Source organism: Serratia marcescens subsp. marcescens ATCC 13880 (genome assembly GCF_017299535.1).
Classification (GTDB): domain Bacteria; phylum Pseudomonadota; class Gammaproteobacteria; order Enterobacterales; family Enterobacteriaceae; genus Serratia; species Serratia marcescens.
This window is the reverse complement of record NZ_CP071238.1, coordinates 3,814,147-3,841,130: the sequence shown is the minus strand read 5'-3', so window position 1 is coordinate 3,841,130 and position 26,984 is coordinate 3,814,147. Positions and strand designations below refer to the sequence as shown.

The window sequence follows — 26,984 nt, the reverse complement described above, 5'->3', positions numbered from 1 at the left end:
TGCCTGAAGGAACACCATGTCCTGGGAAACCTGGAGTTTTGCGTTTAACGTCACCGTGCCGAATTTGCTGATGATGCTGCTGGGGATCCTGCTGCGCCATTGGCGCCTGATGGATGACCGTTTCGTCGACGGCGCGACCCGCCTGGTGTTCAATTTGGCGCTACCGTGCCTGCTGTTTTTCAGCATCGCCACCAACCATCCGCAGCTGCTTGGCAATCTGCCGCTGGTGCTGTTCGGCGCAGTCGGCACGCTGGCGACCTTCCTGCTCTTGGAGCTGGCGGCCAAGTGGCTGGTGAAAGAACCGCGTGAGCGCGGGGTGTTCGTACAGGGCGGCTTTCGCGCCAACACCGCCATCGTCGGTCTGGCCTACGCCATGACCGCCTACGGCAGCGAAGGCATTGCGCTCGCCTCGCTGTACCTGACCGTGACGGTGATCCTGTTCAACATACTGTCGGTCATCACCCTCACGCGCAGCCTGCAGGGCGGGCAGGGCAAGAAAATCAGCCACCTGTCGCTGCTGCGCAGCATCGTCACCAATCCGCTGATCATCGGCCTGGTGTGCGGGCTGCTGTATGCGCAAACCGGGCTGGGCATCCCGACCGTGCTCCGCCAGACCGGCAGCTATATCTCCGCGCTGTCGCTGCCGTTGGCGCTGCTGTGCACCGGCGCCAGCCTGGATTTCCGCGCCATGTTCCGCTCGTCCAACGTGGCGGCGCTGTCGTCGGCGGCCAAGCTGTTTCTGGTGCCGTTCCTGATGACGCTGGCCGGCTGGCTGTGCGGGTTTCACGGCGCGGCGTTGGGCATCATCTTCCTGTTTTCCGCCACGCCGACCGCTTCGGGCAGCTATGTGATGACGCGCGCCATGGGCGGCAACGCCACGCTGGCGGCTAACATTATCGCTATCACCACCGTCGGGTCGTTCTTCACCACCGCGTTGGGGATCTATTTCTTGCGCTCATGGGGCGCGATTTAACCTGGGAGCCGTTATGGATGCGCATTGTCCGCACTGTCGTCAGACCATGAATTGGGTAGCGGGTCACTACCATTGTGCCGCCTGTCAGCGTGATTATCGGCAGCAGGCGAGCTGCCCGGAGTGCGGGCAGCCGCTGCAAGAGTTGAAGGCCTGCGGGGCGGTGGATTACCTGTGCCAGAACGGGCACGGGCTGATCTCCAAAAAACGGGTGAATTTCAGCTATCAGCCTCTGTAAGCCCTCACTCATCCACCTGGCCGGTTTTCCACAGATCCACCAGCGCTTGCGGCGCGCTGCTTTCCGGGATTAACAGCACGATCTCGGTGCTCAGGGTGGGGCTGGTGTAGTTGATCTGTACGCGGTAGTAGCGCTGGTCACCGCAGCCGGGGGAGTTGGGCTGGCCTTCTTCCTGCGCATAGGGCAGCGTCTGGTTCAGCAACTGATTCAGGCGCTGCCGCTGTTCCGGCGTGATATCGGCCAGCGCGATGCGGCGCTGGCCCGCCAGTTTGGGAATGTAGGCGAAGCCTCCCTCGCGCGCCAGCTCAATGACCGTATCCTGATTGAGCGTCGGCAGCGGTTTCATTATTCCACCCCCACCTGATGCCAGGCTTGCTGCACCTTGTCCGCCACGCTCTGGTCGAAACGCGCTTGCGCATGTTTCACCGTGGCGCGGGCGAAGGTGGCGAAGTCGGCATTTTGCGGCAGCGCTTTGTCGCACACCGTGTCATACCAGACGTAGCCGGCTTTCTCCCAGGCGAAGCCGCCGAGCGCCGTCGCCGCCAGGTAGAAGGCGCGGTTGGGAATGCCGGAGTTGAGGTGCACGCCGCCGTTGTCTTCCTTGGTCTGGATGTAATCCTTCATGCTGGCGGGCTGCGGATCTTTGCCCAGCAGCGGGTCATCGTAGGCGGTGCCGGGGGCCGACATCGAGCGCAGCCCTTTGCCTTTAATGCCCTTGGCGAGCAGCCCGGCGCCGATCAGCCAGTCGGCTTTATCGGCGGTTTGCTGCAGGTGGAACTGCTTGACCAACGAGCCGAATACGTCGGACAGCGACTCATTGAGCGCCCCGGACTGCTGGTAGTAGATCAGCCCGGCTTCACTCTCGGTCACGCCGTGCGCCAGCTCGTGGCCGACCACGTCGATGGCGATGGTGAAACGGTTGAAAATCTCGCCGTCGCCGTCGCCGAACACCATTTGTTGGCCGTTCCAGAAGGCATTCTGGTACTCCTTGCCGTAGTGTACGCTGCCGACCAGCGGCAGCCCCTGGTTATCCAGTGAGTTGCGGCGGTAGGCCTGCCAGAAGAAATCGTAGGTGACGCCGAGGTAGTCGTAGGCTTCGTCCACCGCCACATCGTGGTTGCTGGGCTGGCCCTCTTTGCGCACCGGTTTGCCAGGCAGTTGGGTGCCGTTCTGGGCGTCGTAGATATCGCGGAGCGCTTCGCCGGCTCGGGCGTTTTTCTCGGTCGGCGAACGCAGCGGCTTGTTGCCGAGCAGGCTTTGCACGTGGTTCAGGGTGTGCAGCGCGCAGTCGCGCTGCGGGGCGTTGCCGTGTTCAATGATGCGGCGCAGCATGTAGGGAGGAATGACGGAACGCATGCGCTGGGCTGGCATAGTGGCTCTCCTTAGGCAAAAAATTTTACCTCATCGAATGAATGCACTGTGCCTAAGTGTAGCCTACTCGTCATAAAGCCTGTGGTCATGCGTGCTCACCGCCGGCGCGGTCTTGTGCGGGCTGATGCGCCGCACCGAGGCGCGCACCGCCAGCCGGCCGTGCAGCAGCAGATTGCACGGCGGCGCGTCGGCGCGCAGCATGCGCCTCTGCAGCAGTTGGATCGCTTCGTAACCCAGTTCGTCGCGCGGCACCTGCACCGAGGTCAGCGGCACGTCATGGATTTCCGCCAGGTTGAAGCCGTCGGTGCTCATCACCGACACGTCGCCCGGCACGTTCAGGCCCCGCTTGTTGAGCGCCTTGACCGCCCCGACCGCCATGTAGTCGCCGCCGGCCAGGATCGCCGTTGGCAGCGGGGCGTGACCGTGGATGCCGTTGAGATAGGTGGTCAGCGCCTGCTCGGCCTCTTCGCCGCCGAAGCCGGAGGTGGTGATCAGATGGCGGCCGTCGTCGAACGGCAGATGATGCCGGGCGTAGGCCTGCCGGATGCCCGCCAGCCGCAGCTCCATGGTGTGGCGGCGCAGACACTGCAGGTTGAGAATATGGCTGTGCCCTTGCTGGAACAGGTAGCTGGCGGAGTAATCGCCGATCAGCTGATGATCCGGCGAGACGCTGTCCAGCCGCATCTGCCGATCGCTGCAGTTGATCAGCACGCAGGGCTTGTGCAGATCGGCGGCCAGGGTGTGGATATGCTCGTCGTCGATGCCGATGATCAGCGCCGCTTCGGTGTGCGGATCGCTCATCTTTTCCAGAAACAGCGCGCCGTCGCTGTGTTGCTCTTCCAGCCCGCAGTAGCGGATGCGCACCTCGTGCTCCATCAGCGCGGCGGCAATGCCCTGAATGACCTTGTAGTAGAAGATGTCGGTGCGCACGTCGAACGCGCGTTGCGGCGCGAACACCATCACGTTGTTCAGCATCAGCCGGCCGCTGGAAATGCCCTGCAGAATGCCATTTTGTTGCGCACAGTCCAACACCTTGCGGCGCGCCTCGGCGCTGGTGTTGGCCTTGCCGGCCAGCACGCGGGAAACGGTGCTGATCGACAGCCCGGTTTGGCGGGCGATCTCCTGGATTTTCAGCTTTCCGTTCATTTTGTGATCTCCTTCAAATTCGTCCATGAGAATATTTTCACTGCGCATTTTCAGCGTCTTGACCGGATTTAGCGGTCATTATGGCTATTTTTTCACCCGCCAGTGAAAATCTTTGCAAAAAACCCCGTTTCGCTGTGCGCTATCGCTGAGTAGTCTGCATTGGTACACCAATTTTAACGACCTGTCAGTCCAATTTTAACGGTGTGCGAAAAAGAAAACAAAAAATAAATCATGGGGTTGTGATTGTCTGTCGGCAAATGATACGGCGCCGATCCGTTTTCACCGTCCCGTGTTTGATAGCACAACGTACCCTACCAAAACGCGCGTCGCCGTAACCGGCGGCCGCGGGGAGAGAACCGATGAGTGTGGAGATCAATCAGGCGGTCGCGCAGAGCGGCCGGCGCAAGTTCAAATCGCTGCGCTGGTGGATGCTGGCGCTGTTCTTGCTGGGCGTGACGGTCAACTACATCACCCGCAACTCGCTGGGCATTCTGGCGCCGGAGCTGAAATCCAGCCTGAACATGAGCACCGAGCAATATGCCTGGGTAGTGGCGTCGTTCCAGCTGGCCTACACGGTGTTCCAGCCGATCTGCGGCTGGCTGATCGACGTTATCGGCCTGAAGATGGGCTTTCTGATCTGCGCCGGCATTTGGGCGGTGGTATGCATGCTGCACGCCGGCGCCGGCAGCTGGCTGCAATTGGCCATTCTGCGCTTCTTCATGGGGGGCGCGGAGGCGGCGGCCACCCCGGCCAACGCCAAGGCGATCTCCGACTGGTTCCCGAAAAAGGAGCGGCCGATCGCCGCCGGCTGGGCGGGCGTCGGTTTCTCCATCGGCGCCATGCTGGCGCCGCCGATCATTGTCATCGCTCACGTCTCCTTCGGCTGGCAGGGGGCGTTCCTGTTCTCCGGCGGGTTGGCGCTGATCTGGGTAGTGCTGTGGTGGCTGTTCTACCACTCGCCGCAGCAGCACCCGAACCTTAGCCAGCAGGAGCTGGATCTGATCCGCGAAGACAACGAGCCGGTGTTGCCGAAGCTGCCGTTCTTCACTTCGCTGGCCAGCCTGTGCCAGAACAAGAGGTTTTACGGCATCGCCATCCCGGCCTTTCTCGCCGAGCCTGCCTGGGCGGTATTCAGTTTCTGGGTGCCGCTGTACCTGGCCACCGAACGCGGCATGGATCTGAAACAGATCGCGATGTTCGCCTGGCTGCCGTTCCTGGCGGCGGATATCGGCAGCGTCGCCAGCGGCTATCTCACCACCCTGTATCGCAAATGGTTCGGCTGCAGCCGCGTCAACTCCGTGGTCGCCAGCTCGGTGACCGGCGCTTTCCTGATGGTGTCGCTGGCGTTCGTCGCGATCACCCAAAATCCCTATGTGGCGATCGCGCTGATCTCGATCGGCGGCTTCGGCCACCAGGTGATCTCCTGCATGCTCAGCGCGCTGGTGGTGGAGTCGTTCGATAAAAACCAGATGGCGACGGTCAACGGCATGCGCGGCTCCAGCGCCTGGATCGCCAGCTTCCTGTTCACGCTGCTGATCGGCGCGGTGTCCGACACCATTGGCTTCAACCCGCTGTTTATCGCCATGGGCTTCTTCGATCTGATCGGCGCTGTGTTCCTGATTGCCCTGATCGCCGAGCGCGGCGGTAAGAAAACCCCTTCACACAGCTAAGTGGGATATTTATGAAAACCTTGAAAAATTGGACGCTGGCGGCGCAGCATGCCGACCATGTCGAGCTGCTGGTCGATGAACGTCACCGTTTCTGTCTGTACGTGTTGGAAGACGGTTTGTTCCGCGTGTTGATCAAGCGCAACGGCGAGCTGGCGCTGGATCGCACCTGGAGCATCGCGCCGCAGGAGGATGTGCCTTGGGAAGGGCGCGAACGGCTCAGCGTCGCCGGCTTCAGCCTGCCGGGCTATCAGCTGCGCCAGGAGAGCGGTCGGCTGGTGGTCAGCACGCCGCTGCTGCGCGTGACGGTGCATCAGCCGCTGTGGTTGGAATGGGAGCATTGCAATGCCGCCGGCGAGTGGCGGCCGCTGGCGGCGGATCGGCCAACCAGCGCCTACCTGCTCAATGCGCACGGCGACGGCGTGGCGCACTACCAACGCCGCTTCGCCGATGAGCGCTATTACGGCCTGGGGGAGAAAACCGGCGATCTGGAGCGCACCGGCCGCCGCTTCGAGATGCGCAATCTGGACGCCATGGGGTACAACGCGGCCAGCACCGATCCGCTGTACAAACACATTCCGTTCACCATCACCCGTGGGCCGGAGGCGAGCTTTGGCCTGTTCTACGATAACCTGAGCAGCTGCTGGCTGGATCTGGGCAACGAGATAGACAACTACCATACGGCCTATCGCCGCTATCAGGCCGAAGCGGGCGATCTGGATTACTACCTGTTCCTCGGGCCGAAGGTATTGGACGTCACCAAGGCGTTCGTGCGCCTGACCGGCCGCACCCACTTCGGGCCGAAGTGGAGCCTGGGCTACAGCGGCTCGACCATGCACTACACCGACGCGCCGGACGCCCAGCAGCAGCTGCAACAGTTCATTGCGCTGTGCCGCCAGCACGCCATTCCCTGCGACTCTTTCCAGCTGTCGTCGGGCTACACCTCGATCAACAACAAGCGCTACGTGTTCAACTGGAACTACGACAAGGTACCGCAGCCCAAGCTGCTCAGCCAGGCGTTTCACGACGCCGGCCTCAGGCTGGCGGCCAACATCAAGCCGTGCCTGCTGCAGGATCACCCTCAGTATCAGGCGGTGGCGGCGCAGGGGCTGTTTATCCGCGATTCGCAAAGCGACGCGCCGGAGCGCTCCAGCTTCTGGGACGACGAGGGATCGCACCTCGACTTCACCAATCCGGCGACGGTGCGCTGGTGGCAGCAGGGCGTCACGCAGCAGCTGCTGGAGATGGGCATCGATTCCACCTGGAACGACAACAACGAGTACGAAGTGTGGGACGGCGAAGCGCGCTGCCACGGCTTCGGGCGGCCGATCGCCATCAAGCATATCCGACCGGTGATGCCATTGCTGATGATGCGCGCCTCGATGGAGGCCCAGCAGCGCTTCGCGCCGCAGCGGCGGCCGTACTTGATCTCGCGCTCCGGCTGCGCCGGCATGCAGCGCTATGTGCAGACCTGGAGCGGCGACAACCGCACCAGTTGGCAGACGCTGCGCTACAACATCCGCATGGGGCTGGGCATGAGCCTGTCCGGGCTGTATAACCTCGGCCACGACGTCGGCGGCTTCTCCGGCGACAAACCGGACGCGGAGCTGCTGGTGCGCTGGGTGCAAAACGGCGTGATGCACCCGCGTTTCACCATCCACTCCTGGAACGACGATGCTACGGTCAACGAACCCTGGATGTACCCGGCCGCCACCCCGGCGGTGCGTGAGGCGATCAACCTGCGTTACCGGCTGCTGCCGTATTTCTACACTCTGCTGTGGCAGGCCTGCGCCGACGACGAGCCGATGCTGCGCCCGACTTTCCTCGATCACGAACAGGATGCGCGCACCTTCGGCGAGAACGACGATTTTCTGATCGGCCGCGATCTGCTGGTGGCCAGCGTGGTGAAACCGGGGCAACGTCGCCGTTCGGTGTATCTGCCGGATAACGGCGAAGGCTGGTACTGCTTCTACAGCGGCCAATGGTTCGGCGGCGGCCAGACGGTGACGCTGGCGGCGCCGCTGGAGCGTCTGCCGCTGCTGGTGCGCGCCGGGGCAGCGCTGCCGCTGTCGCAGCGGCTGGCGCATGTGGACGTAGCCGCCGACGATCGGCGCGAGCTGCGGCTGTTTCCGCTCAAGGGCTGCGGCGCAAGCAGCGGGCTGTTGTTTGAGGACGACGGTGAAAGCGAAGGCTGGCGGCAGGGCGATGCGCTGTGGCTGCGCTGGGAAATGCGCTGCGACCCTCAGCGCATCATGCTGGATATCACGACGGAAGGGCGTTTCCGCCCGGCCTGGCGCACGCTGCTACTCAGTCTGCCGGAAGGCGAAACGCGCGCGCTGTGGGTGAACGGCGAACCGGGCGAGCGTTTTACGCTGGAGTAGGAGGGTTACTCGGCCGCGCGCTTCTTGCGCGGCTTTTTGGCGACGGTGATGGTTTTCACCTCGCTTTCCACCCAGCCATCCTGCAGGCGGGTTTTAAGCAGTTCGCCGACCTGCGCCTGCTTGGTGGTTTTCAGCAGCTCGCCGCGCGGAGTTTGCGTCACGCTGTAGCCGCGCGCCAGCGTCGCCAACGGGCTGACGGTTTCCAGTTGGCTGCAGGCCACGCCGAAGCGCTGGCGGTAGGCGTTGAGCTGCCGCTCCATCGCCTGCTGCAGACGGTATTCCTGCTGCTGCACGCGCTGCTGGTAGCGGTGAATGCGGCCCTGCGGCTGCACCTGCGCCAGCCGCTGCTGGGCCCGTTCGCTGCGGCGGGCGGCCTGGCGCAGCTGCTGCTGCATGCCGTCTTCCATCCGGCGCTGCAGCTTGAACAGCAGCGTCTGCTGGCGCGCCAGGCGCAGATGCGGATGCTGCTGTTGTAAACGGTGGTGAATGCGGGTGAACTGCTGCTGGCGCTGCGCCAGGTAGTAATCCATCGCCATCTCCAGCTGCTGCTGCTGCGACTGCAGCTGGCGCAACAGCTCAAGCTGATTGCGGCTGACCAGTTCGGCGGCGGCGGAAGGGGTCGGCGCGCGCAGGTCGGCGACGAAATCGGCGATGGTGACGTCGGTTTCATGGCCGACGGCGCTGACGATCGGAATGCGGCTGGCGAAGATCGCCCGCGCCACGCGTTCGTCGTTGAAGCTCCACAGATCTTCCAGCGAACCGCCGCCGCGGCCGACGATCAGCACGTCGCATTCATCGCGGCGGTTGGCGGCCTCGATGGCGCGCACGATCTGCATCGGCGCTTCCGCGCCCTGCACCGAGGTGGGGTAGATGACGATCGGCAGTGACGGATCGCGCCGCTGTAACACCTGCAGAATATCGTGCAGCGCCGCGCCGCTGGCGGAGGTGATCACCCCGACGCGTTTGGCCGGCGCGGGCAGCGGCTGCTTGAACTGCTGATCGAACAACCCTTCAGCGCTCAGGCGCTGTTTCAACTGCTCGAACTGTTGCTGCAGCAGGCCGTCGCCGGCGGGCTGCATGCTCTCGGCGATCAGCTGGTAGTCGCCGCGCGGTTCATACAGCGTGATGCTGGCGCGCACCAAGACCTGCTGGCCGTTTTGCGGCCGGAAGGTGACGCGGCGGTTGCTGTTGCGAAACATCGCGCAGCGCACCTGGGCGCGATCGTCTTTCAGCGTGAAATACCAGTGGCCGGAGGCGGGCTGGGAGAGGTTGGAGATCTCGGCGGAGAGCCAAATCTGCCCCATTTCCCTTTCCAGCAGTTGGCGAACCGTCTGATTGAGGCGGCTTACGGTAAAAATGGAAGGCGAAACAGGTAGCGACATGTGACCCAGATCAAATTTCAAAACAATCACTTAATTGGTCGATACTACATGGCTGAAAAAGGTAATCAAGACTTTTTGTAAGAAAGTGCTGGAGGCAACCGATTCCGCTCTGTATAATGCCGCGGCAATATTTTATCTTTTTCACAGCCCACCCTGGTGAGATATTGCCCATGCTACGTATCGCTAAAGAAGCTCTGACGTTTGACGACGTCCTCCTGGTTCCAGCCCACTCCACGGTTCTGCCTAACACCGCAGAGCTAGGCACTCAACTGACCAAAACCATCCGCCTGAACATCCCTATGCTGTCCGCAGCCATGGATACCGTTACCGAATCCGGCCTGGCCATCGCGCTGGCGCAGGAAGGCGGCCTGGGCTTCATCCACAAAAACATGTCCATCGAGCGCCAGGCTGAAGAAGTCAGCCGCGTGAAGAAACATGAAAGCGGCGTAGTCACCGACCCGCAGACCGTTACTCCGGCCACCACGCTGCAGGAAGTGAAAGAGCTGACCGCGCGCAACGGCTTCGCCGGTTACCCGGTCGTTACCGAAGACAACGAGCTGGTCGGCATCATCACCGGCCGCGACGTGCGCTTCGTGACCGATCTGACCCAGCCGGTCACCGCGGTGATGACGCCGAAAGATCGCCTGGTCACCGTGAAAGAAGGTGAAGCGCGCGACGTGGTGCTGCAGAAGATGCACGAAAAGCGCGTAGAAAAAGCGCTGGTGGTGGACGACAGCTTCCATCTGCTGGGCATGATCACCGTTAAAGACTTCCAGAAAGCGGAACGTAAGCCGAACGCCTGTAAAGACGAGCACGGCCGTCTGCGCGTGGGCGCGGCGGTCGGCGCCGGCGCCGGCAACGAAGAGCGCGTTGACGCGCTGGTGGCGGCGGGCGTTGACGTCCTGCTGATCGACTCCTCGCACGGCCACTCCGAAGGCGTGTTGCAGCGCATCCGCGAAACCCGCGCCAAATACCCGGATCTGCAGATCGTCGGCGGCAACGTCGCGACCGCAGCGGGCGCCAAAGCGCTGGCTGAAGCCGGCGTGAGCGCGGTGAAGGTGGGTATCGGCCCTGGCTCCATCTGCACCACCCGTATCGTGACCGGCGTGGGCGTGCCGCAGATCACCGCCATCGCTGACGCGGTGGAAGCGCTGGAAGGCACCGGCATCCCGGTTATCGCCGACGGCGGCATCCGCTTCTCCGGCGATATCGCCAAAGCGATCGCCGCGGGCGCCTCTTGCGTGATGGTCGGCTCCATGCTGGCGGGCACCGAAGAGTCTCCGGGCGAAATCGAGCTGTATCAGGGCCGTTCGTTCAAATCTTACCGCGGCATGGGCTCGCTGGGCGCGATGTCCAAAGGCTCTTCCGACCGTTACTTCCAAACCGATAACGCCGCCGACAAACTGGTGCCGGAAGGTATCGAAGGCCGCGTGGCCTATAAAGGCATGCTGAAAGCCATCGTGCACCAGCAGATGGGCGGCCTGCGCTCCTGCATGGGCCTGACCGGCTGCGCCACCATCGACGATCTGCGCACCAAGGCGGAGTTCGTGCGCATCAGCGGCGCCGGCATTCAGGAAAGCCACGTGCACGACGTGACCATCACCAAAGAGTCGCCGAACTACCGCATGGGCTGATGCCTTAACCTCTCCTGAGTGAGAGGCCGGGGTGGGGCGCCAAGCCCCATCCCGAAAACATACATTTTCGCTCTTTTTCTCTTGTTGCTGGAATTCGCCTCACATGACACAAAATATCCATAAGCATCGCATCCTCATACTGGACTTCGGTTCGCAATACACCCAACTGGTCGCCCGCCGCGTGCGCGAAATCGGCGTTTACTGCGAACTGTGGGCCTGGGACGTTAGCGAAGCGCAGATCCGCGAATTCAACCCAAGCGGCATCATCCTGTCCGGCGGCCCGGAAAGCACCACCGAAGCCGGCAGCCCGCGCGCCCCTGACTACGTGTTCAACGCCGGCGTGCCGGTGCTGGGCGTGTGCTACGGCATGCAGACCATGGCGATGCAGCTGGGCGGCCATGTGCAGGGCTCCAACGAACGCGAGTTCGGCTACGCGCAGGTGGAAATCGTCAATGAGAGCGCGCTGCTGCGCGACATCGAAGACGCCATCAGCCCGGCCGGCAAACCGCTGCTGGACGTGTGGATGAGCCACGGCGACAAAGTGACCGCTATCCCGTCCGACTTCGTGACCGTCGCCAGCACCGACACCTGCCCGTTCGCCATTATGGCCAACGAAGAAAAACGCTTCTACGGCGTGCAGTTCCACCCGGAAGTGACCCACACCCGTCAGGGCCAGCGCATGCTGGAGCGCTTCGTACTGGACATCTGCCAGTGTGAAGCCCTGTGGACGCCGGCCACCATTATCGAAGATGCGGTCGAGCGCATCCGCGAGCAGGTGGGTGAAGACCACGTGATCCTCGGCCTGTCCGGCGGCGTTGACTCCTCCGTCACCGCGATGCTGCTGCACCGCGCGATCGGCAAGCGCCTGACCTGCGTGTTCGTCGACAACGGCCTGCTGCGCCTGAACGAAGCCAAGCAGGTGATGGAAATGTTCGGCGACCACTTCGGCCTGAACATCGTGCACGTCGAGGCGGAAAACCGCTTCCTGACCGCACTGGCGGGCGTGGACGAACCGGAAGCCAAGCGTAAAATCATCGGCCGCGTGTTCGTTGAAGTGTTCGACGAAGAAGCCTGCAAGCAAGAGCAGGTGAAATGGCTGGCGCAGGGCACCATCTATCCGGACGTGATCGAATCCGCCGCTTCCGCCACCGGCAAAGCGCACGTGATCAAGTCGCACCACAACGTGGGCGGCCTGCCGAAAGAGATGAAGCTGGGCCTGGTCGAGCCGCTGAAAGAGCTGTTCAAAGACGAAGTGCGCAAGATCGGCCTGGAGCTGGGCCTGCCGTACGACATGCTGTACCGTCACCCGTTCCCGGGCCCAGGTCTCGGCGTGCGCGTGCTGGGCGAAGTGAAGAAAGAGTACTGCGATCTGCTGCGCCGCGCCGACGCCATCTTCATCGAAGAGCTGCACAAAGCCGACCTGTACAACAAAGTCAGCCAGGCGTTCACCGTGTTCCTGCCGGTGCGTTCGGTCGGCGTGATGGGCGACGGCCGCAAATACGACTGGGTGGTCTCCCTGCGTGCGGTGGAAACCATCGACTTCATGACCGCGCACTGGGCGCACCTGCCGTATGACTTCCTCGGCCGCGTCTCCAACCGCATCATCAACGAAGTGGACGGCATCTCCCGCGTGGTGTACGACATCAGCGGCAAGCCGCCGGCGACGATTGAGTGGGAGTAATCCCGCGTCCGGCGTAGGCTGGCGTCAGTGAACCACACATGAGAACCAAACCCGCTTAACGGCGGGTTTTTTTATGCCCGATGTTTGGCGCCCTAAGCCGTAGACGGCCTCCGATCCGAAAGGAAGGCTGGGTTGAGAGAGGGGCGAACGGAGAAGACAGCCCGCACGGAGCAGCCTGCGCTTTGCTTACGGCTCATTTCCTGAGACGCGGCGTTTTCCATCTCGGTTTTGCGCCTATCCGCAGCACGGTATTCTGCAACCACGCGCACTTCGTCGGATAACGGGTCTTTATTCACCGTACCCGCCGGGCCGCGGCATTAAAATGAATTGCCGTATTGAGGCGCGTCGACTCATCGGCATCGGGCTATAGCGTAGTTAATTAATCCTCTGCGAAAATTAAAGGATTCTGCAAGCCTTTTTATGGGATTTTTCTGAAATACTTGGTCTGACGAATAAATATATCAGAAGGATATGGTGAATTAGTCTATTTCTTATTTTATAAATCTTTCCTTCTGTTTTTATTGGGGAAATCAGCAGTTTCATTGTATTTAATAACGCTTCTCAAGGGCGAATTCTAAGTTTTATCAGCATTCATTTCTTGGAGTTGAAATTCTAATTATATGATTTTTCTTATCTTTTAATTATCGTCGTAACATAAAGTGCGAACTGTATAATTATCTGGTATTTGATATTTTCTAAGCTATCTACATAGGCTACTCTAAATGTAAGGGTATTAAAATGCACCGCCGAGAGGGAGGCAAGTGATTTATCAATGGATGCCAGGACATGCTTTCTTTTGACTGCTTAGTTGCACAACTTCAGGATGGATATTGGTCGAGATGAAAGAGACAGGAAAAGCCTTCACTAGGGAAAAGCTTTATAAGAATTATACCAATAACGTCACGCGGAGGACGTCTACCCCAAAAGAAGTATCTCTCTGTCAATCAACTATGAAAGGTTCATCGTTTTTCACATTCTAATCCTAATTGCATGATTGCGGCAGCGCTTTGTTTTTCATTCTAATGGATAAAAGCCCAATGAGCAGGTTGTCTGGGGGTGGGTTTTGTTAGGGCATGGATGTCATTATGAGTTACCAGCATAGTATCGTGGTCGAGCTAGTTAATTTGATCGAGATGAATATACAGCATGATCTCTCGATAGAAAAGTTATCGGATTTGTCTGGTTATTCGAAATGGCACTTGCAAAGAATGTTTCAGCGTTATACGGGAATGAAAATAGCGACGTATATCAGAAATAGGCGTCTGAGCAAGTCCGCCGTCATGCTCAAACAGTCTGATTTAAAAGTATTGGAAGTGGCTACTGCTATCGGCTTTAGCTCGCAGCAGGCTTTTAGCCGCGCCTTTCAACGCTTTTTCGGTGAGAGCCCAAAGGACTTTAGAACGAGCCAGGAATGGGACTTTTCCAAGCACCTCCCTCCTTTTTTAATACAAAATCCGTCAGCATATCATTTTGTCGAAATGCCCAAGAACATATACCTGCTTAAGGGATATAAGTTTTTTCTCTATCATTCGATGAGTGCTTCCAGCTCTGGAGGAGAGGAACGACAGAAATACAGCAGCCGCACAGGGAAAAACACCGATACGTCAATGCGCACGGTAAAGTTGGCATCATCCGGTTGGGAAGTAACGCTCAGCAAAGGGTACTACGAGACACGCAATCTGACGTTGATAAGAGGGCAGTATTTGTTGTTCGAGTTTAACGGCAGGTTGAACGAATACCTGGTTTTTTTTGACAGCATCTATGACGCCTATCTTCCTTTGCTTGGCATGCGAATAAGAAACGGCTTTTTAATTGAATTGCATAAAGAAAAGAATTTTCAATACGCAGAACTTAATGTCAAGGTGTTGGTTTATATTGGCAAGTCTTGATGCTATTCGGGCAGTAAAACAGAGGGGTTATCCCAAGGAAAAGGAGGTGCGTATCAGGGTGATTAATTAGCGCTCGGGCTGTTGCCGTTTTTATCTCTATCGATTTTAATTTTAAAAGGAAGTCAGTTATGACTAGTTCTAGTTTGAACACGTTCCCTGTGGGTTATGAGTATGTCAACTTTGTTAATTGGTCAAAAGAAATCTCCGGCAATCATATTCTGACCTGCTATCCACAAAATACGGATGAGCTCTTGGCCGTGATTAACTGGGCGCATGAGAATAAATATTGCGTGCGTCCGGTTGGCATCAAGCACAACTGGTCACCGCTCGTTATTGCAAACGGGGAGGATAACAGCAATGTCGTGCTGATCGACCTCACCAGGAAATTCAAAAACATCTCAATCAATAAAGTGGAAGAGCATGGATACGTCACCGCGCAAACGGGGGTGACAATGCAGGCTTTGCTCACTGAATTAGAAAAAAAGAAACTCGGCTTTTATGCGACGCCGGCGCCTGGTGATCTGACCCTAGGTGGCGTGCTCGCCATCGGCGGCCATGGAACCTGCATCCCGGCAAAAGATGAGCGTCTGGCTGAGTTTGCCAGCTTTGGTTCCGTGAGCAATAGCGTGGTGTCGCTAAAAGCTGTCGTTTGGGATCAGGCGCGGTCGAAGTATGAATTAAAGGAGTTTACGCGTGATAATGCGGAGAGCTCGGCATTCCTGGTGCATGTCGGCCGGGCTTTTATCAGCGAAGTGACGCTGCAGGTGCCGCGCAACAGGCGTTTACGCTGCCAAAGTTATGTTAATGTCACCGCGGCGGATCTTTTTTCCACTGCGAGCACGACAAAAAATACCTTCAGCCATTTCTTGGATCTGTGCGGGCGCGTTGAAGTCATCTGGTTCCCGTTCACGGAAAAACCATGGCTGAAAGTGTGGAAGCAAGAAGATAGCTTCCCAAAAGTGTCAAAACCGGTTAATGGTCCATTTAACTATCCGTTCTCGGATAATTTGCCGGTTAAAATTTCCGATATCATTAAAAAAATCAATAATGGCCACCCGGAGCTGACTCCGACACTCGGCAAGGCGCAGATGGAGTTGGTCAGCATTGGTTTAGGGGCCACCGTGTCGGCGGATCTGTGGGGGTGGAGCAAGGATCTGCTGTTGTATGTGAAACCGACAACGCTGCGCGTGACGGCCAATGGTTACGCGATAATCACGAAACGGAGCAATATTCAGAATGTATTGCACGATTTCACGAAAAAATATGAAGAAATGGTGGCCGATTACCAGCGCAAAAATTCATTTCCGATGAATGGCCCAATTGAAATTCGCGTCACCGGGTTGGACAGTGCAAAAGAGAGCGCGGTGGCCAATGCCATTGTTCCCGATCTTTCGGCCATTCGCCCCGTTGAATCCCATCCGGAATGGGATGTCGCGATCTGGTTGGATATTCTGACCATGCCCGATACGCCGGATGCCAATAAATTCTACAGTGAAATGGAAAAATGGATTTTTAGCCACTATGCGGGCGACTATGCGACGGTTCGCGTAGAGTGGAGTAAAGGCTGGGGTTATACTTCACAGGCAGCGTGGCAGGATAAAACCGTACTCGAAGAAAACATTCCGCGCAGCTTTAATGCCGGGGCAGGGAAAAATGACAGTTGGAATCATGCCTGCAACGTGCTGAATAAGTATGATCCGCACAACGTGTTCTCCTCTCCATTGACCAAAGCGGTTTTCAAACAGAAGAGTTAGTGAGTGCGTAATTGAAATAACCACCTGATTGGGCAGGTGGTTAGCATCATTAATCTTTCAGAGGGATTCGCTTGTTTTCAAGCACCCCATTCTTTCTCGTAATGATATTCGATACGGCTTGCATCCCCGCCCAGCAGGGAGCCTACGGCTGCAACGCTTTTAAATGCCGCATAGCCAAGCGAGTCCGCGACATTATGAACGGCGCCCAAGCCAAAACCGATCGCGTTGAACCCTTGGCCTACGGAAGAGATCAATCGGGTATTAAGCGCATCATTGGCCAATTTTACGGTATCAATGACAACATCGCCGGCAAATCCTGATACAAAGCTTGCCGTATCGGAAATAATCCCAGCACCAGAAACGATTTCGATCTCTGCAGTATTTAGCTCTTTCATAGTAAATCCTTTCAACTTTATCCCTATGCCTCAAGAACGAAACGTAAAGCGTTTCGCCACTTAATTCTCGCGGCCTCTGTGAATGACGGCTTGATGAGAATACGCTTAGATTAAAGAGGTCGGCGTTGAAATATGCAACTCATAACGCCGTCGCTAATATTAGGGTCGCACTTTTTGTGACGTTTAAGCAGTTTTATGATTTTTTAAGATTATTATTACTTGTGGGTTTTGCCAACAAGGACTAAATCTAAATAAGCGCCGTGTTGGGCCATGGATAAGATAAAAATTAACGGTGTCGCTATATATGGAGAGGTCAGAATTTGTTTAGGGAAGAGGCCTTATCGCATAGTCGTTCTAAATGGGCAGGAAAAGCATTGTTAATTGCAGGGTTGCCGGCCTGGGTCATCGCGGGCATTTCACTTTCATTCGTTTCTGTGCTGATCATTTTCGTGACCTATGGCGGTTATACCCGGCGTATCAGCGTGGGCGGAGAGGTCACGACGCTGCCAAGATCGGTCAACATATTTGCTACTCAGCAGGGATTCATTGCACAACGCTTTGTCAATGTGGGCGATCAGGTAAAAAAAGGGCAGCATCTTTATCAGATAGACGTCAGCAGGGTGACGGATTCCGGCACCGTCAGCGCAAGCACGCGGCAGGCGATAGAAAATCAACTGGCGCAGGTCGATAGCATCATCGCCAAATTGGAGGCGAACAAGAAAACGACCTTGGTCAATCTGCAAGCGCAGATTGACCAATATAAACTGGCGCACAGCCAGTCCAAACAGATGGTCGAAAATTCACGCAACGGCGTTAACTTTATGCGCGAAACCATGAAAAATTACGATGAGTATCGCAGTAAGGGGCTCATTAATCGGGATCAGCTGAATAACCAGGTTTACCTCTACTATCAGCAGCAGAGCACGTTCCACAGTCTCTATAACCAAAGCATTCAAGAGTCTTTGCAGATAACTAATCTGAATAGCGATCTCGCGACAAGAGCGTCCGATTTCGATAATCAAATCTCGCAATATCAATTTCAGCGCAATGACCTCCTGCGGCAGCTGGCCGAAGCGGACGCCAGCGGCTCATTGATTGTCAATGCGCCGGCGGACGGGCGCGTTGAATCGCTCAGCGTGACGCCTGGGCAAATGGTCAATACGGGGGACAGCCTGGCGCAATTAATCCCCAGTAATCATGCCATCTATTATTTGGTTTTATGGTTGCCCAACAGCAGCGTGCCTTACGTGAGCCGAGGCGATCATATCAACGTTCGTTATGACGCCTTTCCGTATGAAAAATTTGGTCAGTTTCCCGGCGTGATCGAAAGCATCGCTTATGTTCCCGCATCGATTCAGGAAATGTCCACTTACAGCAGTTCGCCAACTCGGCAATCGGCTGAACTGGTTGAGTCGTACTACAAAGTGCTGGTGGCTATCGATAACACGCAGTTCGGCTATCAGGGAAAGCAGCTGAACCTTTCAAGCGGCATGAAGGCGCAAGCCACGCTTTTCCTGGAGAAAAGACCCATCTACCAATGGATGTTCGCGCCATTTTATGACATGAAAAACAGTGTGTCGGGGCCACTTCGTGAATAAAGTTTATGAGAATATCGTTGGCAAGCTAAACCTGTCGCTCAGAAGAAAAGTGCCGCAGGTCTTGCAAACGGAGGCCGCCGAATGCGGGCTGGCCAGTTTAGCGATGGTGTGCGGCTATTACGGCATGCACATCGATATGCTGTCGATGCGCCAGAAGTTTGATATATCGGCCCGCGGCGCCACCCTGAGCTCGCTGATCGCGATCGCCGAGAATCTCAATTTGAAAACGCGGGCTTTATCCTTGAGCCTGGATGAGATTCACCAGGTGAAAAGGCCCTGCATATTGCACTGGGATATGAATCACTTTGTGGTCCTGGTCAACATTCGCGGTGGACGGATAACCCTGCACGATCCGGCATTTGGCCGCCGGGTTATCGGCCTGCAGGAGTTTTCCCTGCATTTTACCGGAATAGCTTTAGAGGTATGGCCAAGCAGTGAATTCACGCCTGTGGTGCAGAAAAACCGCCTGCACTTTAGAAAACTGCTCAACAATGTCACCGGTCTTAAAAGCGCGCTGGTAAAAATTTTCGCTCTGTCGCTGGTCATTGAGGCCGTCAACCTGCTGATGCCCGTCGGGACTCAGTTGGTGATGGACCACGTCATCCAGGCCGGCGACCATAATTTATTGGTCATTATTTGCGTCGGTTTACTGTTTTTTATCTTGTTCCGCACCTGTGTTTCGATGTTTCGCTCGTGGATCTCCATCGTGATGGGCGCGCTGATCGATATACAGTGGAAATCAGGGCTGTTTGATCATTTGATGAAGCTCCCGCTTGCCTATTTTGAAAAGCGCAAGCTGGGTGATATTCAATCGCGCTTTGGCTCGCTGGACGCCATTCGCACCACGTTTACCACCAGTATCGTTTCCAGCATCATTGATGGCATCATGTCGGTCGGCGTATTTATCATGATGTTCATGTACGGCGGCTGGCTGGTATGGGTAGCCTCCGGCTTTACGGTCTTATATGTTCTGCTGCGCCTTTCGACCTATCGCTATTATCGGCAAGCGTCCGAGGAGCAATTGGTGAAGTCGGCGAAAGCCAGCTCACATTTTATGGAGACGTTGTACAGCATCGCGACGCTGAAGTCGTTGGGGTTGGCGGGAACGCGTTCGCAGTTCTGGCTAAATTTAAATATCGATACGGCAAACGCCAATATTCGGGTGACGAAGCTCGATATGTTCTTTGGCGGCGTGAATGCGTTTCTTGCGGCCTGCGATCAAATCGTTATCTTGTGGTTAGGCGCGTCTTTAGTGATCGACAGTCAAATGACATTAGGCATGTTTGTCGCCTTTAATGCCTATCGGGGGCAATTCTCCGATCGCGCGTCAAATCTTATCGATATGGTCATTCGGCTGCGAATGCTGAATTTGCATAATGAAAGGCTGGCGGACATCGTGCTTTCTACGACAGAGGAAGAGAAGCCCTATCGCAAGATATGCAATCCCAACGAGGCGGTGACTTTTGAAGTGCGCGATCTGCTTTATCAATATGACAGCCTTTCGCGCCCAGTGATCCCCGGGCTCAGCCTGCAGATTGCGGCGGGAGAAAGCGTGGCGATCGTCGGGCCTTCAGGCGTCGGCAAAACCACGTTGATGAAGCTGATGTGTGGGCTGTTGGAACCGACGGAAGGGCGCTTGTTTATCAACGGCATTAACATTCATGATATCGGCATTAATAATTATCGGGAGTGCATCGCGTGTGTATTGCAAGAAGATAAACTGCTTGCCGGTTCAATTGCCGAGAACATATGCAGTTTTGATGCTCATCCCGATACGGAATTTATCGTTGAATGCGCCAAGCATTGCAATATTCACGACGACATTATGAAAATGCCGATGGGATATGAAACGTTGGTGGGCGAATTGGGGGGTAGCCTTTCCGGCGGGCAAAAACAGCGGGTTCTTATCGCCCGCGCATTATATCGAAGGCCCAGTATTCTGTTTATGGACGAAGCGACCAGTCATTTGGATCTGGATAATGAAAAAAGGGTGAACGAAGCCATATCCTCGTTGAAAATGACCCGCGTTATCATTGCTCATCGGCCATCGACGATTGCATCGGCAGATCGGGTAATTACATTGCAATCTGTACATGCAATGACATAATTGTTTGGTGAAATATAAAATTTTATATTTATTTCACCTTTGATTAAGATTTTCGTTATTGAGTTAATTTATTGAGCGTCTTATACCTAAAGCGTGAACCGACGGTTCATAAAAAGCAGTCTTTTTAAATTGATTATTTTTAGTGAATGGAGATGAAAAATGAGAGAATTAAACTCAACAGAAGTTCAGCAGGTGAACGGCGCAACGATTGGCCTGGGTTTGGCTATCATCGGCAAGGTTGTTAACAGCTGGGGAAACGCGTGGAATAATGCCTGGGGCGGTTGCACACCAAAACCGCCGGTATGTAAACCTGAGCCGCCGGTCTGCAAACCAAAACCGCCTAAATGCGATTAATCGTATTTAGATAACGCAGCGTAATATGCGGCAGGCTTAATGTTTTATTCATTAAGCCTGCCTTATTGCTGGCGGATAACGTGCGCCATCGACGCAGTTAACCCGCCCCCCACTGCGTCAGCAGCGCATGCAGCCTGGCCGGTTCCAGCGGCTTGCGCAGCACCAGATAGCCTTCCTGCTCGGCCTCTTGCAATATTTGCGAATTGAACTCGCCGCTGACCATCGCGCCGCTCACGTCCGGCAGGCGTTCGAACAGCGCTTTCAGGATGTCGAAACCGCTCTCGCCGGAACGCAGGCGCTGGTCGCACAGCACGGCGAACGGCGTAAAACCGTCGTCGACGATGGCGAAGGCTTCCTCGGCGGAGGCTGCGCAGCGCACGGTGATGCCCCAGGTGCTCATCAGGCTCTCCCAGGCGGAGGTCACCAAGGGATCATCGTCCACCACCAGGCAGGCGCCGCGCAGTGGCGCATAGCGGGTAGGCGTGGCGGTGTTGTCGTAGGCGGCCGCGGTTTCCGGCGCTTTGTCTTCGCCGATGTATTGCGTGAAGCGCATCCAGAAACGCGATCCTTTGCCTTCGACGGAGTGCATGCCGTACTTCACCTTCATCAGCTTGGCGCAGCGCGCCACCACCGCCAGCCCCAGCCCGTGGCCGGCGCTGTCGATTTTCCACGCCAGCTCGGGGCGGTAGTAAGGGGAGAAGATTTTGCTTTTCTCTTCGTCGGCGATGCCCACGCCGGTGTCCCACACTTCCACCAGGCACTCGGCGCCGCGCGGGCGGATGGCGATCAGCACGCCGCCCCGTTGCGTGTAGCGCAGGGCGTTCTGGATCAGGTTGATCAGCGATTGCCGCACCAGCAGCGGATCGCCCATCACGCTGATACGCTGTCTGGGGCGCCAGGTGCGCAGCGTCAGGGCGCGGCTGTTGGCCTCTTCGCGGAACAGGGTGACCACCGAGTCGAGCAGGGCGCCGATATCCACATGGGTGGCGGCGGTGCGCACGTTGCCGGATTCGATTTTGCTGAGATCGAGCAGCGAATTGAACATCAAATGCACCGAACGCACGCTCTGCTGCAGATCCAGCAGCTGCGGCGTCAGGCTGTCGTCGCGGTTTTTGTGGATGATGGCCTCGATCAGAAAGCCCATGGCGTGCACCGGCTGGCGCAGATCGTGGCTGGCGGTGGTCAGGAACTGGTTCTTGTCCAACAGCGCCTGTTCCGCCTCTTCTTTAGCCTGGCGGAACTGCTCCGCCAGGCGCGAGCTTTGCTCTTCGAGCAGCGCCTGCTGAATAAAGAACGCATGCGAGGTTAATGCGTGGCGGTAAATGGCGAAGCCGTACAACAAGTTCAGCATCAGCACGATGAACATCACGTCTTCCAGCCGCCAGATGATGCCGAGGTTCAGCAGCCCCCAGGAGGCGAAGAAAAAGCGGGTAAAGGTGCTGATGACGGGCGTCAGGTGCGTTGCGTTGGCGGCGACGATCGCGGCGATGCTGATATTGAGCAGCAGGAAAAAGTCAAAGTTATGGGTCTGCGGCGTAATTAAATAGAGTGATGAGATCCCCAACCCGTGAATAAAGGCCACCTTATTAATACGCGGCAGCCAGCGGCGCAGCACGGCGTCTTCATCATTCTCTTTGGCTTCGCGCTGGTAGCGCCGATGCCCTATTCGGATCGCCACGGCGCATAGCAGGTAAACGATGATCCAGGTAATGGTTGGGCCGAGCTTGTCGCCCAGCAAATAAATCCAGATGGCGAACGGGATGCCGACGAAAGGCACGGCGGTGAAGCTGAACACCAGCCGCATGAAGGTGTTGTCCAGCAGGCGGATCTGCGCGCGCGGGGAGATGCCATCATTTTGTAAATGCTGGAAAAACCTCATGACGACGGATCCCGTTTGCCGTGCAACAGCGTGATGGCTTCCACCCGGCTGTTGACGCCGATCTTTTTCAATATATTGCTGATATGTTCTTTGACGGTGGGTTCGGAAATAGACAGTTGCGTCGCAATTCTTTTATTTGGCAGGCCGCGCAGCATCATAGTTAATACGTCGATTTGCCTCGGCGTTAAATTGAATTTATTTAAGTGTTCATGGTGGCTTTTAACGGTGGCTTCATTACCGTCAGGGAACCATTCCTGATTATTGTTCAGCGCAAAAACCGCCCTGGCGAATAATTCCGGTGGCTCGTTTTTTAACACGAATCCATGCCCGCCGGCATTATTAACTTTCTGCCATATATCGTTATTCTCGTCGCCGCTGACCACCAAAATCCGCACCTGCGGATAACGTTGTTTTACTTCTTTGAGTAATTTCAACGCTGTACCGGAAGAGAGCCAAAAATCGATCACCAGTAAACGCGGTGGGCCATTTTCCCTAATATGGCGGTAGCAACTCTCTTCATTGGTCACCACATGCGCCTGTTTGAATCGGCAATGCGTGCTGAGAAAATTGGCGATGCCGCTTGCTACCAATGGATGGTCATCAACGACCAACGCATAATCCTGCCCCAAAGGATTCTCCTTTCGCCTTCAAATATCAGATAGGTCTGATGAATTATTATCAACCCTCCCTACTTTAGGAGGGTTTTTTCGTTTAGGAAAGGGAAATATATTATTCGAGGATTTGGATAAGAGAAAACATAAAGCCAATCGGTGATTTTAACTGATTGGTTATAAAGGATAATTTATGAAGAAACCACTTATCGCTTTAACCGTTACGATGATGGTAGCCGGTTGTTCCACCCTGAAAACCGATCAGGCCATTCCATTACTGCAGGCGGAAACCGCCAAAATGCTGGGGCTGGGATCGTCGGACGAAATTACCGTGACCAACGTCAATGGCGCACAGCCGGATGCGCTGGGCGGCCAAAAACTTTCTTATCGCGCCACCACGGAAAAAGGCCGTATTTTCGATTGCTCGTCGCTGATGATGCCGGGAATTTTAGGTTCGTCGCCGTCGCTGAGCGCGCCGACCTGTACGCCGGTGGTCACGCATAAATAATTCGCTTTGGGGGGCGGTATTACCGCTTCCTGGTTTTTCATCGTCGGAGCGTCAGCGCCGGGGGGCAATAAGCTTTTGCTTCGACGATCACTAAACCGGCGTGCGCGAAATAACGTCTCACACCTCCTCTAGTGTATTGAGTTCCCTATAACAATAAATTTCGCGACATCACGCTAACGAGTACGGAGATAGCCCGTGAATGACAAGACATCGCACCCTTTAGCGGTTAGAACACCGCTTTCCAAACTTTACCTCGCTCTATTTTCCGCGCCGTTGTTGATGCTGGCGCCTGCCGATATCGCTCGCGCAGACGATGCCATTTTTGACGGCGACTCAAAAATTACCGAATCATTGGCCTACACCGGGGACGTTTACGTCGGCCGTAATCAAAGCGGCAACCTGCTGATCGAGAATGGCAAGATCAGCGCCTATAACATCAATATCGGCCGGATGTTCAACGGCCAAATTCATGACAGCCTGGTCACGGTCCGCGGGCCGAACGCCGAGCTGAACGCGGTGAACGATCAGTTCGTGCTGCGCGGCGGCCTGAATCTGGGGCGGGGCACTTTGCGGGTTGAAGACGGCGCGCTGGCCAGCGCGAAAGAGATCGTGGTCGGCGCCACCCGCGGCTACGACAGCCACCTGATCGCCACCGGCGCCGGTTCTCGCGTCACCAGCAATTTTCTCAGCGTCGGCACCGACTTAGGGGCGCGATCCACGCTGGCGATTGAAGACGGCGCGGTGCTGAACACCGCCTTTGACGCGCGCATCGGCAATGGCAGCGGGCCGGGCGAGACCGATACGCTGAGCCCGAAAGCCACGGTCACGGGGGCCAATTCCCAATGGAACGTCGGCCGCGCGCTCACGCTTTACGGCGATCTGGACGTGTTGAACGGCGCTGCGGTCAACGTCGGTAATATTCAGGTGGCGGGCGTCTCGGGCGCGCGTAAAACCGCCGAGCTGACGATCGCCGGCAACGGCTCACGGTTTACCAGCGGCAGCAGCGTCAACGTCGGCGATTACGGCAATGGCGTGTTGGCGGTCATGGACGGCGGGACATTCTCCGCCGGCGGCAACGAAGTGGTGCTGGGCAAGACCGGTTCCGGTTCTAACCGCGGCGCGCTGATTATCGGCAGCCGCGGCAACATGGATACCGGCACCGGGTTGACCGAGCCGACGCTCGGCGCGGCGGGCGCTGCAGGCACTATCGATGCCCAGACGGCGATCGCCCTGCGGGGCGGATTGTTCCGCAGCTATGTGTACTTTAACCATACCGACGGCAATTACGTCTTCAGCAACAAGATGAGCGGCGAAGGCGAGGTGATCAACACCGCCGGGCATACGACGCTGAACGGCGATCTCTCTGAGCTGCAGGCCAACGTCACCGCGCGCGGCGGCAAGCTCATCATCGCCAGCGACATTAACACCCAGAAAGAAGACGACATCTTCGAGATCCAAACCCTCGGCGCCGAGAACGGCGGCACGCTGATCCTCAACGCGACGGCGGGTTCCGACGTCAATAACGGGCAGGGTTACAGCAGCGCCGCCTCGATCAAGGCCGGCGGCACGCTGGGCGGCAACGGCACGCTGGGCCAGACCGAGATCCAGTCCGGCGGCCATATCTCGCCCGGCGACGGCAATATCGGCACGCTGACGCTGAAACGCTACCTGAACTTTATCGGCGAATCCTTCTATGACGTCGATATCGCCGGCGACGGACGCAGCGATCAACTGCTGGTGGCGGGCAAAACCACCATCAGCGATCAGGCCAAAGTGCAGGTGACGGCGCTGGATCCGCAAACCAGCTATAAAACCGGCCAAAGCTACCGCATTCTGACCTCGGACGGCGGCATTGAAGGCCAGTTCGCGGCGGCGGTCTCCAAGTCTGCCTTCCTCGATGTGGCGTTGAACCACAGCGCCAACGCCGTGGATCTGACCATCGCGCAGAAAGACACGGGGGGTGAAAACCCTGGCGGCGAGAATCCGGGCGGAGAAAACCCGGGCGGCGAGAATCCGGGCGGGGAAAACCCGGGCGGAGAAAACCCGGGCGGAGAAAACCCGGGCGGTGAAAATCCGGGCGGTGAAAATCCGGGCGGAGAAAACCCAGGCGGTGAGAACCCGGGCGGGGAAAACCCGGGGGGCGAGAACCCAGGCAGCGGCAAGCCGGGCATTTTCCAAACGGTGGCCGAAAGCGGCAACCAGTGGAATACCGCCGGCGCGCTCTCGACGCTGACGCAGAGCGGCCCTTCGCTGGCGCTGTACAACTCGCTGCTGCTGCTGAGCGCGCCGGAAGCGCGCGAGGCGTTCAATCAGCTGTCCGGCGAAGTCTATCCGTCGATGCAGTCTAACCTGATCGCCGGCAGCACCCAGCTGTTCAACGTGCTGAACCAGCGCATGCTGCGCCTGTTCGACAACGACAGCCTGCCGGTACCGCCGTTGGCGATGTCGCTGGTGCAACCGGCGCAGGCGCAAAACAGCGGCGTCTGGGGGCAGACCTTCAGTTCCTGGGGCAGAAACAGCGGCAACGGCAACGTGGGCAAGCTGGATGGCAACACCACCGGCTTCCTGTTGGGGGCTGATCGCAAACTGGCGGACCATAACGTGCGCATCGGCGGTTACTTCGGTTACAGCCGCGGCGACTACGACGTTGACAGCCGCCGCTCCAAGGCCGATACCGACAACTACCACCTCGGTCTGTATGCGGCCGGGCAGCAGGATGCGTTCTCACTGCGCGGCGCGCTGGGTTACACCTGGCACAAGATTGAAGGCAAGCGCAACGTCGATTTCAGCGGCTTCTCGGATCGGCTGAAGTCAGATTACGACGCGAACTCGCTGCTGGCGTTCACCGAAGCGGGTTACCGTTTCGGCCAGCCGGAGATGAACGTCGAACCGTTCATCAACCTGAGCTATATCCGCCTGCATACCGACAGCTTCCAGGAGTCGGGCGGCGCGGCGGCGTTGAGCGTGCGCAATGAAACGATGAATACCTTCTACTCCACGCTCGGGGTGCGCGGCGTGACCGAACTGCCGAAGAACGTCAGCCTCTACGGCTCGCTCGGCTGGCAGCATGCTTACGGCGATAAGAACACCTCATCGCGCATGGCGTTTGCCGGCAGCGACGCGTTCGTCACGCAGGGCCAGGCCGTGGATGACAACGTGATGGTGGGCGATATCGGCGTGAGCGTGAAACTGTCGCGCGCCGCGACGCTGGATGTCGGCTATCAGGGGCAATTCGGCGCCGATACCCGCGTTAATTCGGTCAACGCCAACTTGCGCTGGTCGTTCTGATTTTCCCTCTAGACTTCTCTGGTACCGACTGGCCCGCTTGATGCGGGCCTTTTTTATGGTGAGGGCTCAGTGGCGGCCTGTGGCTGACTTTCACGATAAAAAAGCCCGCGCAACGGCGGGCTGAGCGGGGG

Annotated in this window: 20 protein-coding genes; 13 read left to right on the top strand and 7 right to left on the bottom strand. The window is 57.2% G+C overall.

The features are described from left to right. The first annotated feature begins 16 nt into the window (after positions 1-16). Both J0F90_RS18350 and J0F90_RS18345 read left to right on the top strand, forming a co-directional pair. Positions 17-973 carry an AEC family transporter gene (locus J0F90_RS18350; RefSeq protein ID WP_033639623.1) on the top strand — a complete coding sequence of 319 codons (957 nt, stop codon included), beginning with the start codon at positions 17-19 and terminating at the stop codon, positions 971-973. Between the two features lie 13 nt (positions 974-986). Further along, positions 987-1,208: a zinc ribbon domain-containing protein gene (locus J0F90_RS18345; protein ID WP_028127372.1), complete on the top strand. Its 222-nt coding sequence runs from the start codon at positions 987-989 to the stop codon at positions 1,206-1,208. 4 nt (positions 1,209-1,212) lie between these two features. Here the strand turns inward: J0F90_RS18345 and J0F90_RS18340 are convergent, their stop codons facing one another. The 3 genes from J0F90_RS18340 to J0F90_RS18330 all read right to left on the bottom strand — a co-directional run bounded on the left by J0F90_RS18340 (position 1,213) and on the right by J0F90_RS18330 (position 3,725). Further along, the gene (locus J0F90_RS18340; RefSeq protein WP_016929750.1) at positions 1,213-1,554 is read right to left on the bottom strand and encodes a protealysin inhibitor emfourin; all 342 of its coding nucleotides are present in this window, start codon (positions 1,552-1,554) and stop codon (positions 1,213-1,215) included. Beyond that, entirely contained in the window at positions 1,554-2,579 is a 1,026-nt protein-coding gene (locus J0F90_RS18335; protein ID WP_033639624.1) for a M4 family metallopeptidase, read from the bottom strand. Before J0F90_RS18335 ends, J0F90_RS18340 begins: the two co-directional genes overlap by 1 nt. Positions 2,580-2,642: 63 nt before the next feature. After that, positions 2,643-3,725, bottom strand: coding sequence for a LacI family DNA-binding transcriptional regulator (locus tag J0F90_RS18330; protein ID WP_033639625.1), 1,083 nt, complete (start codon positions 3,723-3,725; stop codon positions 2,643-2,645). Between the two features lie 359 nt (positions 3,726-4,084). Between J0F90_RS18330 and J0F90_RS18325 the strand changes: the two genes are divergently transcribed. Next, positions 4,085-5,395 (top strand): MFS transporter, encoded by a 1,311-nt coding sequence (locus J0F90_RS18325; protein WP_033639626.1) that lies wholly within the window; start codon positions 4,085-4,087, stop codon positions 5,393-5,395. 11 nt (positions 5,396-5,406) lie between these two features. Beyond that, positions 5,407-7,773, top strand: a complete 2,367-nt coding sequence (locus J0F90_RS18320; RefSeq protein WP_033639627.1) for a glycoside hydrolase family 31 protein — start codon at positions 5,407-5,409, stop codon at positions 7,771-7,773. Positions 7,774-7,778: 5 nt separating this feature from the next. Here J0F90_RS18320 and xseA read toward each other — a convergent pair whose 3' ends face one another. Further along, positions 7,779-9,155, bottom strand: a complete 1,377-nt coding sequence (xseA, locus tag J0F90_RS18315) for an exodeoxyribonuclease VII large subunit (protein WP_033641372.1) — start codon at positions 9,153-9,155, stop codon at positions 7,779-7,781. A gap of 170 nt (positions 9,156-9,325) precedes the next feature. Between xseA and guaB the strand changes: the two genes are divergently transcribed. From guaB to J0F90_RS18295, 4 genes are all read left to right on the top strand, one after another. Then, positions 9,326-10,789: an IMP dehydrogenase gene (gene guaB, locus J0F90_RS18310; protein WP_004941460.1), complete on the top strand. Its 1,464-nt coding sequence runs from the start codon at positions 9,326-9,328 to the stop codon at positions 10,787-10,789. A gap of 103 nt (positions 10,790-10,892) precedes the next feature. After that, positions 10,893-12,470 (top strand): glutamine-hydrolyzing GMP synthase, encoded by a 1,578-nt coding sequence (gene guaA, locus J0F90_RS18305; protein ID WP_015378768.1) that lies wholly within the window; start codon positions 10,893-10,895, stop codon positions 12,468-12,470. Positions 12,471-13,555: 1,085 nt separating this feature from the next. Continuing rightward, positions 13,556-14,359 carry a helix-turn-helix domain-containing protein gene (locus J0F90_RS18300; RefSeq protein WP_033641373.1) on the top strand — a complete coding sequence of 268 codons (804 nt, stop codon included), beginning with the start codon at positions 13,556-13,558 and terminating at the stop codon, positions 14,357-14,359. Between the two features lie 128 nt (positions 14,360-14,487). Next, a complete protein-coding gene (locus J0F90_RS18295) occupies positions 14,488-16,113 on the top strand; it encodes a cholesterol oxidase substrate-binding domain-containing protein (protein ID WP_028128327.1) in 1,626 nt (541 codons plus the stop codon). A gap of 77 nt (positions 16,114-16,190) precedes the next feature. On the opposite strand, the gene J0F90_RS18290 is transcribed toward J0F90_RS18295, so the two are convergent. Beyond that, the gene (locus J0F90_RS18290; RefSeq protein WP_016929740.1) at positions 16,191-16,508 is read right to left on the bottom strand and encodes a hypothetical protein; all 318 of its coding nucleotides are present in this window, start codon (positions 16,506-16,508) and stop codon (positions 16,191-16,193) included. A 320-nt stretch (positions 16,509-16,828) separates the two neighbouring features. Between J0F90_RS18290 and J0F90_RS18285 the strand changes: the two genes are divergently transcribed. From J0F90_RS18285 to J0F90_RS18275, 3 genes are all read left to right on the top strand, one after another. Then, positions 16,829-18,106 carry an HlyD family secretion protein gene (locus J0F90_RS18285; RefSeq protein ID WP_033639628.1) on the top strand — a complete coding sequence of 426 codons (1,278 nt, stop codon included), beginning with the start codon at positions 16,829-16,831 and terminating at the stop codon, positions 18,104-18,106. Next, positions 18,099-20,213, top strand: a complete 2,115-nt coding sequence (locus J0F90_RS18280; RefSeq protein WP_033641375.1) for a peptidase domain-containing ABC transporter — start codon at positions 18,099-18,101, stop codon at positions 20,211-20,213. Before J0F90_RS18285 ends, J0F90_RS18280 begins: the two co-directional genes overlap by 8 nt. 159 nt (positions 20,214-20,372) lie before the next feature. After that, on the top strand, positions 20,373-20,567 hold the full coding sequence (locus J0F90_RS18275) for a hypothetical protein (protein WP_126186674.1): 195 nt from the start codon (positions 20,373-20,375) through the stop codon (positions 20,565-20,567). Between the two features lie 97 nt (positions 20,568-20,664). Here J0F90_RS18275 and J0F90_RS18270 read toward each other — a convergent pair whose 3' ends face one another. Continuing rightward, positions 20,665-22,446 (bottom strand): hybrid sensor histidine kinase/response regulator, encoded by a 1,782-nt coding sequence (locus J0F90_RS18270; protein ID WP_033639629.1) that lies wholly within the window; start codon positions 22,444-22,446, stop codon positions 20,665-20,667. Beyond that, positions 22,443-23,075 carry a response regulator transcription factor gene (locus tag J0F90_RS18265; RefSeq protein ID WP_016929736.1) on the bottom strand — a complete coding sequence of 211 codons (633 nt, stop codon included), beginning with the start codon at positions 23,073-23,075 and terminating at the stop codon, positions 22,443-22,445. Before J0F90_RS18265 ends, J0F90_RS18270 begins: the two co-directional genes overlap by 4 nt. A gap of 175 nt (positions 23,076-23,250) precedes the next feature. Here J0F90_RS18265 and J0F90_RS18260 point away from each other — a divergent pair, with 175 nt between their 5' ends. Beyond that, positions 23,251-23,565, top strand: coding sequence for a putative periplasmic lipoprotein (locus tag J0F90_RS18260; protein ID WP_015378764.1), 315 nt, complete (start codon positions 23,251-23,253; stop codon positions 23,563-23,565). Between the two features lie 195 nt (positions 23,566-23,760). Next, positions 23,761-26,853, top strand: coding sequence for an autotransporter outer membrane beta-barrel domain-containing protein (locus J0F90_RS18255; protein ID WP_033639630.1), 3,093 nt, complete (start codon positions 23,761-23,763; stop codon positions 26,851-26,853). The last annotated feature ends 131 nt before the right edge of the window (positions 26,854-26,984 follow it).